7 protein-coding genes and 1 pseudogene are annotated in these 9,652 nt (G+C 44.0%); 4 read left to right on the forward strand and 4 right to left on the reverse strand.

Translation table 11 applies throughout. The features are described from left to right. Positions 1 to 11: 11 nt before the first annotated feature. Positions 12 to 893 carry a phosphatidate cytidylyltransferase gene (locus ACFE90_RS31595; protein WP_375506283.1) on the reverse strand — a complete coding sequence of 294 codons (882 nt, stop codon included), beginning with the start codon at positions 891 to 893 and terminating at the stop codon, positions 12 to 14. A gap of 15 nt (positions 894 to 908) precedes the next feature. Beyond that, entirely contained in the window at positions 909 to 1,511 is a 603-nt protein-coding gene (gene cbiT, locus ACFE90_RS31600) for a precorrin-6Y C5,15-methyltransferase subunit CbiT (RefSeq protein WP_375506284.1), read from the reverse strand. A gap of 94 nt (positions 1,512 to 1,605) precedes the next feature. Here cbiT and ACFE90_RS31605 point away from each other — a divergent pair, with 94 nt between their 5' ends. The 3 genes and pseudogenes from ACFE90_RS31605 to tatA all read left to right on the forward strand — a co-directional run bounded on the left by ACFE90_RS31605 (position 1,606) and on the right by tatA (position 4,284). Continuing rightward, on the forward strand, positions 1,606 to 3,036 hold the full coding sequence (locus ACFE90_RS31605; protein WP_375506285.1) for a serine/threonine protein kinase: 1,431 nt from the start codon (positions 1,606 to 1,608) through the stop codon (positions 3,034 to 3,036). Between the two features lie 81 nt (positions 3,037 to 3,117). Beyond that, positions 3,118 to 3,744 (forward strand): annotated as a pseudogene (locus tag ACFE90_RS31610) (DNA methyltransferase); the annotation flags it as partial. Positions 3,745 to 4,110: 366 nt separating this feature from the next. Beyond that, positions 4,111 to 4,284: a twin-arginine translocase TatA/TatE family subunit gene (gene tatA / locus ACFE90_RS31615; RefSeq protein ID WP_196527662.1), complete on the forward strand. Its 174-nt coding sequence runs from the start codon at positions 4,111 to 4,113 to the stop codon at positions 4,282 to 4,284. 55 nt (positions 4,285 to 4,339) lie between these two features. On the opposite strand, the gene cphA is transcribed toward tatA, so the two are convergent. Beyond that, positions 4,340 to 7,045, reverse strand: a complete 2,706-nt coding sequence (gene cphA / locus ACFE90_RS31620) for a cyanophycin synthetase (protein WP_375506287.1) — start codon at positions 7,043 to 7,045, stop codon at positions 4,340 to 4,342. Between the two features lie 421 nt (positions 7,046 to 7,466). Next, positions 7,467 to 8,330: a cyanophycinase gene (locus ACFE90_RS31625; RefSeq protein ID WP_100898664.1), complete on the reverse strand. Its 864-nt coding sequence runs from the start codon at positions 8,328 to 8,330 to the stop codon at positions 7,467 to 7,469. A 629-nt stretch (positions 8,331 to 8,959) separates the two neighbouring features. On the opposite strand from ACFE90_RS31625, the gene trmD reads away from it, so the two are divergent. Next, positions 8,960 to 9,652 (forward strand): tRNA (guanosine(37)-N1)-methyltransferase TrmD (gene trmD, locus ACFE90_RS31630; RefSeq protein WP_375506286.1); only part of this gene is annotated, 693 nt, incomplete at its 3' end.

Below are 9,652 nucleotides of genomic sequence, written 5' to 3' on the forward strand. Positions count from 1 at the left end.
CTCCTGCTCAGTTACAGTAACGGCAAAAGTAGTGTCACAAAATAATATACCAAAGGAGCGGTGAAAATATAACTATCAGTACGGTCTAAAATACCACCGTGTCCAGGGATTAACTGCCCAGAATCTTTGACTCCAGCATCTCGCTTGAGCATAGACTCGGTAAGATCCCCCAAAAGACTAGCAATGCCAATCAGCAAACCTAATGCTAAACCAGTGAAGGGGGATCTGGGCAAGTGCAAATAATAGGCTCCTGCTATAGCTACAGCAATACTTGAAGTAATGCCAAAAACAGCACCTTCTACAGTTTTTTTCGGGCTAATATCAGACAGACGGGTTTTCCCAAAGATTTTGCCAATAGTGTAAGCGCCGATATCGGCTGCCCAAATACACAAAAAAGTTAGCAGTGTCGCTGTAAAACCTTGTGGTAAAGAAGCAGAATTTGCCTTTTCCCACAAATCTGTCCAGGTTGTGGGCCAATAACCTCCGAAAGGGAGATTGCTAAAAGCAGCACTATCAATTGCTCGTAATCGCACCCAGTAACTCGGCAAATAACCTACGTAAAATAGCCCCATAATAGAAGCGGAAACATCAGCGATCGTGGCAAATTTTGGCTGAAACAGCAGGTAAAAACAAATAAGTGTGCCAGCAATTGGCATTACAGCGTCAGCTAAACTGCCATCAAGGGTACAAATTACCAGCAAAACTTGGCTGACAGCCATAGTGGTTTTAGCGGCGGGAGCGATGCCTCTGGCTCGCACCAAATTAAAATATTCCTGTTGACCCAAAAAGATGATAACCGCAAAGATGATGGTAAAGTACCAACCCCCCAAAAGGGTTGCAGAAAGAGCAAGAGCGATCGCAACAATTCCACTAATAATCCGAGACCAAGGCATAGAAGTATTTTGGATTTAGTCTAGTTTCTCACCACTGAGGATAAAAATGGGATCAACGGCAGTAAAGGTTTGAGAAAAGCCACGCGTCTCTAAGCGGTTAACGGCAGACTGGACGACTTCGATATTTCTAGCCCTTAACAGAGAAAAGCTCTGAGAAATAGCATACAGACTTTCTAGATTAGCAGCTGTAGCTACAACCCGACCGGATGGGGGCAAATAATCCCATGCTGCTTGCAGAATCTCTTGAATGGGCCGTCCTCCCTCGATACAAACGCGGTGAGGTGTAACTTTAAGATCGTGTAAACACTCTGGGGCGCTACCTTCAATTACTTCGACGTTTTTCACATCAAAGCGATCGCAGTTACGCTTGATCAGATTAGCTACTTCTTCATCCCTTTCTATAGCGATAATCTTTCCGCCTGGACACAATAGCCCCACCTCTACCGGAATTGTACCCGTGCCTGCGCCAATGTCCCACAACACAGAATCTGACTTTAGTCGCAGTTGGGCAATTAACAGCAATCGGACTTCTCGCTGACTCAGGGGAATTCCTGGCAAATTTTCAAACAATTCATCGGGAATACCAGGGGTAATATAAGGCCAAAGTTGGGAGGGCATAGAATTACGCAATTATACTAAAGATATGGATTTGCCAAATTGAAAAGCTATAAGCTCTAAAAACTTTTCAACCGTAGCATTAGAAGAAACCATAATGATTGGCGAAATATTAGGCGATGTTCGAGGACAAGATGCTGGGCATCCACGCTACGAAGTTCAGCAGCTACTAGGAAAAAAAGCAGGGCGGCGGACTTTGCTAGCTCGTGATTTGCAAACTCAGGAATTAGTTGTCATTAAGTTACTCTCTTTTGGTGATGACTTTGAATGGGATTCACTCAAGCTGTTTGAGCGGGAAGCTGAAACTTTAAAATCTTTGTCACATCCCTTAGTTCCTCAGTATTTAAACTATTTTGAGGTAACTTTACCAACCCTCAAAGGATTTGCGCTCGTACAAACTTATATCCCAGCAAAAACTTTAGAGCAATATTTACAAAGTGGGCGAACTTTTACAGAAGCTGAAGTCAAACAGATAGCCAAAGCGCTTTTAGAGATTCTTATTTACTTACATGAGCTACATCCGCCTGTAATTCACCGTGATATTAAGCCTAGCAATATTTTATTAGGGGAGCGTTCTGGTAATAGTATCGGTCAAGTTTATTTGGTAGATTTTGGCTCAGTGCAGACAGTCCTTGCTACAGAAACCGGGACAAGAACTATAGTAGGAACCTATGGCTATATGCCACCAGAGCAATTTGGTGGACGCACTGTTGCAGCATCTGACCTTTATAGTTTAGGCGCAACCTTAATTTATTTGATGACGGGTAGTCACCCAGCCGATTTACCCCAAAAGGATTTTCGCATTCAGTTTGAGGTAGCGGCTAATCTGAGTCCCAGCTTTAGCAATTGGCTAAAGTGGATGATTGAACCCGGTCTAGAACGGCGTTTTAGTTCTGCTGCTGTTGCGATCGCAGCCTTAGAGAAACCACAAGCGACAAACTTACCTGCTTTAGTTGGCAGAAAACCAGACGGCAGTAAGATTCAACTAACCAAAAATTGGGATTCTCTAGAAATTATCATTCCACCAGCTGGTTTCCATCCATCAATAGTATCCAGAGGTTTATTTGCGATCTTCTGGAATTCATTTATCCTATTTTGGACAATTGGCGCTCTCTCGGCCCCTTTTCCTGCCAACATCCCTTTTGCCTTGTTCTCACTTCCTTTTTGGGGTGCTGGCTTTCTCATGGTTTATAAATTTATCTTTAATTTGTTTGGACGCATCTGCTTACGCCTGAATGCAGAACAAATTGCCCTAAGCTGGGAGGTGTTTAGTTGGAAGTTTGAGCGTCCCCGGCCATCCCCAAGGCAAAGTGTTAATAAGTTGGTTTACATTCCAAAACACTTTATTAAAGGCTCTGAAGGCACTAGAATTGCCGTTCCAGCACAATTATATATTTGCTCAGGATTACAAAAATATCAGATTAGTGGAAATGATGTCGGTATTAAATCCGAAGTAGAACTTGAATGGTTAGCTCATGAATTAAGTGAGTGGTTAGGTTTGCCAATCACCAATCCAATGGGAAGTTAGTTGAGCTAGCGATCGCTTTGTTGATGTGTCCAGTTCTATCCAGAACATACCCAGTACAGACATACGTACTATTAGTGCAGATTTTTGTTAAAAGAACCGCATCCTAAAGCGAATAATAGAAGGGTTTTAAAGCCTTATAGTGATGCGATGAAAAACCTTCTAAAAAATGGGTATAAACCCAAAGTTAGACCATCAGTCCATGATATTTCCGATAAATTTGGGAAGGACAGGGGAGGAGCTATTCCCTCGAATATTATTGATGGACGTTGTAGTACAGACAAAGAAGAAATAGGACAACAGACTTTTATATAAAAAACTTTATTTGAAGATTTAGTCCAGCCTGTAAATGTGATTTCTGCCTCGAATACCGCTTCCAACAATTATTACCAAAGGCGTTGCAAACAAGAAGGTTTTAAGCCACACCCAGCAAGATTCCCTCAAGCTTTACCAGAGTTTGTTATCAACCTTTGTACAGAACCAGGTTATATTGTTTTAGAACCTTTTGCTGGTTCTAATATGACAGGTAGAGTTGCAGAAACTTTACAAATACGCTGGTTAGCTTTTGAGATTGATGAAAACTACATCAAAAGCTTAAAACTGAGATTTGAAGAAAATGCTTCTTTGGTTGTTGAACCTCCAGCAGATTTACCACCAATAGCAATAGAAAATACTGATAATAACCAGTCAGTACAGTTAGGACTTTTTTAAAGAAGGCGCTCCAACTAATCAGATGTTTTAAGGAAATTGCAGAATGCAGTCTAATAAATTAAAAAAGTTTACCTATCGAACATCAGTTTGAGCCAGCAAAATTCTCTTTAGTTGAAATTCTCGAATTATGTAAAGAGCGTCAACCAAGTCGAGACACACTGCAAGCCAACGAAGAAGAAATAGATGATAACATTTGAGATATTTCTTTGGTGATGTCGGTATTTTTATACGTAAAAATGCGGTATTTTATTAATTTTATTTATACTTTGTTTATGAAACAGAGTCGAGCGGTTATCAATGGCGAACTCATCAGATCTGAGCCATCAATGTCTATATTTAATTACAGAAGCCTTAGAGGAAATTTATATGTTTGGACTGGGATGGCCAGAAATAGCCGTAATTACCATAGTTGCTGTTTTAATTTTTGGCCCAAAAAAAATTCCCGAACTGGGAACCGCACTGGGCAAAACCCTACGAGGGTTTAAGGAAGAGATGAAAACTCCCAGTGAAGAAACCAATCAGGAAGAAGAAAAACAATAATAAAAGTAATCAGAATACAGGAGTCAGCGCACTGACTCCTCCTGACTCCTCCTGACTACAGCAGGGTATTAACAACAGAAGAAGGTGTGATTCCATTTTGGGAATCGATGACAGTCGTACCAGTATTTTGTTGGTGTATCTCTTCTTTAACTACACCACGCCCTCTAATTAATTTAATTGCCCGACTCACGCTTTCTGGTAAAATTACTACTAGGCTGTTATTTGGTGCCATATCTAAGCCTTTATTTATCGCTTGGGTTTCATCCAGAATTGATTCATAGCGGCTATCAGGTTTAACTTCGGTGATGCCTTGAATAATCAACTGGGCGGCTGAACCCCGTAGGCGTCCCCGTGTGTCATCGTCTTCTTTGACGATGATGTAATCAAAAATTTGTGCTGCTAATTTGCCCAAAGTAACAAAGTCTTCGTCGCGGCGATCGCCTGGCCCACCAATTACGCCAATCCGTTGCCCTGTAGTCCAGTTCCGAACAAAGGAACCTACAGCTTCGTAACTGGCTGCGTTGTGGGCATAATCTACCAAAGCGTGGTAGTTGCCTAAATTAAATAAATTCATCCGTCCTGGCGTTTGACTAACTGAAGCCCGGAAGGACTTCAAACCAGCACGAATCTGCTCAATTGTAACGTTTTGCACGAATGCTGCCAAACTTGCTGCTAAAGCGTTGGCAATCATAAACGGCGCACGTCCGCCCATTGTTAAAGGTATATTTTCTGCTCTTTCTATGCGGTGTGTCCAATCACCTTTAACAATTGACAAATAGCCATTTTCATATACTGCTGCCACTCCACCCTTTTGGATATGCTTTCGCACCAATTCCGAGTCAGGGTTCATTGTGAAGTAAGCAATATTAGCCTTAGTTTTTTCTGACATGGCGGCGACGCGGCGATCGTCGGCATTAAGTACCGCATAGCCATCGGGGAATACAGCTTCCGCTACTACACTCTTGAGGTTAGCTAACTGCTCAATAGTATCTATATCACCAATTCCTAAGTGGTCGGCAGCTACATTTAAGACTACTCCCACATTTGCTGCTTCAAAGCCCAATCCAGAGCGGAGAATGCCACCGCGAGCCGTTTCCAGTACCGCTACTTCTACTGTGGGATCTTGGAGGATGACGTGGGCACTTTGGGGGCCTGTGTTATCGCCAGCTTCTACTAAGTAATCACCGATATATGTTCCATCAGTAGTAGTATAACCAACTACTTTCCCAGTCTGTTTATAAATATGTGCTAGTAGTCGGGTAGTAGTAGTTTTGCCGTTAGTACCAGTAATACTAAGGATGGGAATTTGGCCAGATTGCTCGTTGGGGAACAGCATATCCATTACTGCGCCAGCGACGTTACGGGGAATGCCCACACTCGGGGCAACGTGCATTCTGAAGCCAGGAGCGGCGTTAACTTCGACAATCACGCCATCAACTTCCCGCAGAGGACGGCTGATATCCGTGGTGACGATATCGAGTCCGGCGATATCCAAACCGATAATCTTGACTACCCGTTGTGCTAACCAACGGTTTTCTGGATGAATTTCATCGGTACGGTCTACGGCGCTACCACCTGTACTTAAGTTTGCCGTTGCTCTGAGATAACAGATAGTGCCCTTAGGTGGTACACTATTTATGGTATAGCCTTGCCTTTCTAAAAGTTGGTAGCTGGTGCGGTCTAGTTCAATCTTGGTTAGGACGTTATCATGCCCTTCACCGCGATTTGGGTCAAGGTTTGTTTCCTCAATCAGCTCGGCGATAGTGGATCTGCCATTGCCAATGACATGAGCAGGGACGCGTTCGGCTACTGCTACTACTTTGCCATTTACCACTAGTACCCTGTGGTCGCGTCCAACATAATATCTTTCGACAATAATTGAGCGGGAAACCTGTCTAGCAGCTTCGTATCCGGCTTCAGCTTCTTCCCAAGTTCTGATATCAATGGTGATCCCCCGTCCATGATTGCCATCTAGGGGTTTGATGACGATGGGATAGCCGCCAACGAATTCAATGGCTTGTTCCAAATCGTCTAAGAAGTTGATCACTGTACCTCTGGGTACTGGCGTACCAGCAGCAGCGAGGATGCGTTTAGTAGCTTCTTTATCGCAAGCTAGTTCTACGCCCAGAATGCTGGTGTTGTCCGTCATTGTGGCTTGCATCCGCTTCTGATTCACGCCGTAGCCTAGCTGAATCAAAAAGCGGGCTTCCAGAGACATCCAGGGAATACCTTTTTTTTCTGCTTCTTTGACGATCGCTTCAGTGGAGGGGCCTAAGGAAGCATCACGAATGAAGTCTTTTAGGTCTTGGATATCTTGCTCTAGTTCTGCTTTGGGATAACGGCCTCGATCAACGATACTCTGGCATAGCCGTACTGCTGCTCGTCCAGCGTATCGTCCCGCTTCCTCATTCTGATACTCGATTACTACTTGGTAAATTCCGGGTGTGGCAGTTTCGCGGGTGCGACCAAAGCCAACATGCATACCAGCTAATTCCTGGAGTTCTAGGGCTACGTGTTCTACGATATGACCAATCATAGTGCCTTCTTTGACTCGCATCAGAAAACCACCACGACAGCCAGGAGAACAATAATGACCCTCCAGACTCGGCAGCGCCTCAACTAGTCCTTCATAAAAGCCAGGGATTTCATTCGAGGGCGTCTCGGCAAGGTTTTCTAAATCGAGGCGCATGACGATCAGCTTGTGGCGTCGAATGCTCCAATAGTTTGGGCCGCGTAAGGTCTGGATCTTGAGGATTCTCATGGGAATAGGTAGATGGAGATTCGGAACCAAAATTCTAGTTTCTTACTGGAATTGACCGCTAAACTGTTCGTTGCAAACAGTTATTTCTTTTTACATACTATTCTCATCATTTTTCTACAACAAGAAATAAATGTGCGGTCAACCTCTAACAGGATTTTAGATTTATGATTTTGGATTAAAAGAGACAATTAGGGTACTTAGCTCTCTTAATTTTAGATTTACGATCGCAAAGGCTTAACGAATCCTTGATGGTTTTTTGGATTTGTTTCGCCCACTTGGCGGCATCTGCCAAAAAGCTCTTTTAATCTAAAATCCGTCTTGAAAAGCTTGCTAGGTCGGTAAACCTTCCTTACAACTTTTTGCAAAATCCAAAATCTAAAATTTGTGGCCAACTCAGTGTAACCTCAGATACTTTATCCCGTCAGCTGGAGATCCGGTGTACAGCAGGTAATACAGTGCGCTGGTACAAGTGGAAGCGATCGCCATAGCTGAGGATATGTAGACGTAAATTATGTACTGTTAATGGTTCATTAGCACCAACATGAGGTTCGTTGGTGTGAGTGGCTTCAGTGGGATCAACAATGGTGACACTGCCTTTGCCCATAACTTGTAACCAACCATCACGTTCAAACACTGCACAAGTATCTTCGTCAATGCCAATACCTAGGCGATCGGGGTGAGCTGCGATCGCACTAATCAGCCGTCCCATGCGATTACGGTTGTGAAAGTGTTGGTCAACGATTACTTCAGGAATAAACCCTAAACCCGTTGCCATATCAACTAGGGAACGATTTGGCGACTCTCCACTACCGCCGCCAGCAATCATGTGATGCCCCATCACTGCCGCTCCTGCACTCGTGCCTGCTAAGGTAAGTTGCCCCGCCCTCACCCGTTGCCGAATAATTTCCATTGCTGGCGTATCTGCCAATACACCACAGAGACGCAGTTGGTCGCCTCCTGTCAAAAATACCCCACTACAGGCTTCTAAGGATGCTTTGATCTGGGAGGATTCACACTGTTCCCGTTCGCGGATGTCTAAAATTTCTACCTTCTGAGCACCCATTTCTTCAAAAATGCGAATATACCTACCACCGATGATGGCGGGTTCGCGGGAGGCAGATGGAATAATTGTAATATAAGCCTTACTAGCACCGGCGCGTCCAAAAAAAGTTCGTAGGATTTCGCGCCCATGAACTTTATCTTCTGCACCTCCGATAACCAGAACGGCGGTTTTCGTTGCTTGGGGTGTCCTCATTTCTAGCGATTTAGCTTGTAATTGCGGCATTGTGTTTCTCCTGTCAACAACTTCAGGAGCCATCGCCTTAGTGAGGCAGTCGCTCAAAAGGGGTTTCCCCCATGAGGAACTGCCGTGCATGGTTCTCCGGCTTGTGGCGAATGGCGTGTGAATTTAACAAGGTTCAGAAGCAGCCATGATTTTTGCGCTTTCCTTCTTTGAGAGGACACTTTTTGGAAGTTTGGAACTGGATCAGCCACTCTCCAAATTTTCGCTTAACGCTCGCGTTGCTTCAGTCTAAACGTGTTCGTTCCCATTCCTCAAAGCCAACGCCTTGTTTTTTATCTGTCCACTTACAGCAGGGCAAAATAGTCTTTATCGGGCTAAATTGCCGCTTTGGGGTTGAGGACGAGCAGTTAAGACTACGCTTTTTTCTGAGGCTGGCTCGATGCATCCTGGAAGTTGTTAACTTGATAAGATTATTAATTTAAATGTAGTTGTGACAACATTTAAACATAAATTAAGTAATTAGAAAAACTTTTAATCCCATCTAAAATCCAAGAGGTCTGGTAGTTTTAGATACTATTGATAAAGTTTAACTGGAGTTTAACCCGACTTTTGCTTGTTGATGTTTGCTAGACATTCAAATTTAAGATTAGTGTCCTTGAATACGAATAACTGTGCGCTTTGATATAGTTACGCTTTTTCCTGACTGTTTTAACTCTGTTCTCAATTCTGGTTTGCTAGGTAAAGCCTTAGCCAAACAGATTGCCGAAGTGCATCTGGTTAACCCACGGGACTTTACCACTGACAAACACCGGAAGGTGGATGATGAACCCTACGGCGGCGGCGTTGGGATGCTAATGAAGCCAGAACCTATTTTTAACGCTGTGGAGTCGCTGCCAACTCTACCCCGAAGAGAAATAATTTTGATGAGTCCACAGGGTGAAACAATCAATCAACCTCTTTTGAAAGAATTGGTGACAAATTACGACCAGTTAGTAGTTATTTGCGGGCATTACGAAGGAGTGGATGAGAGAGTGCTACATTTGGTAACTCGTGAAGTATCTTTAGGGGATTTTATTCTGACTGGCGGAGAAATTCCAGCAATGGCTTTGATTAATGGCGTAGTGCGGCTGATCCCAGGAACCGTAGCCAAAACGGAGTCCCTCACCGCAGAAAGTTTTGAGGAAGGGTTATTGGACTATCCCCAATATACTCGTCCTGCCAATTTTCGCGGCTTAAAAGTGCCTGATGTCTTGCTCAGTGGCAATCACGCCGCGATCGCCCGATGGCGTTACGAACAACAAATTCAAAGAACCCGCGATCGCCGCCCTGATCTCCTGGATAGATGGAAGCAGGGGGCAGGGGGC

This window comes from uncultured Nostoc sp. (assembly GCF_964245445.1).
Classification (GTDB): Bacteria; Cyanobacteriota; Cyanobacteriia; order Cyanobacteriales; family Nostocaceae; genus Nostoc.